The organism is Virgibacillus carmonensis (genome assembly GCF_057836705.1).
Map to the genome: position 1 here is coordinate 1 of NZ_JBYQFJ010000252.1, position 607 is coordinate 607.

The following is a 607-nucleotide window of genomic DNA, read 5'->3' on the forward strand; positions in this document are numbered from 1 at the left end:
TGGCTTGGGCAAGAATCGACAAGTGCCATGGAACGATACTCTTCATGTAAAAATTGCTGATCTGCCATATGATTAAACAGGGACACGAGAGGTTCATAATAATGATTTATGTTTAATAGTCCACAAGGCTTTTGATGTACACCCAGCTGAGCCCAGGTAAAGACTTCAATAAATTCTTCTAACGTTCCCGGTCCTCCAGGTAAGGCGATAAACCCATCAGCTAAATCAGCCATTTTCGCTTTTCGTTCATGCATAGATTGAACAACATGCAACTCAGTCAGATTGGGATGTGATATTTCCCGATCCTCTAACATTTGCGGAATGACACCAATCACTTTCCCGCCATTTTCTAAAACAGCATTTGCTACTGCCCCCATGATTCCAACACTTGCCCCACCATATACAAGCGTTATTTCCCTTTTTGCTAGTTCTTCTCCTAATTGGATAGCGCCTTCCTTGTATGCTTTTGAAGCCCCGTCGCTTGAGCCACAAAAAACAGCTAATCGCTTCATGATAATCCCTCCACTTTTAATTTTTACTTTAAAGCAATAACGTCCCGTGTTATTTCTAAGAAAGCCTTTATAGCAGGCGAAAGCCATTTATCTTT

The 607-nt window shown here is 41.4% G+C and carries 1 protein-coding gene; it reads right to left on the reverse strand.

The window, feature by feature from the left end; genetic code table 11:
- On the reverse strand, positions 1 to 512 hold a 512-nt coding region (locus tag AC3G7N_RS21695), incomplete at its 3' end, for an LOG family protein (protein ID WP_489424200.1).
- Positions 513 to 607: the final 95 nt, after the last annotated feature.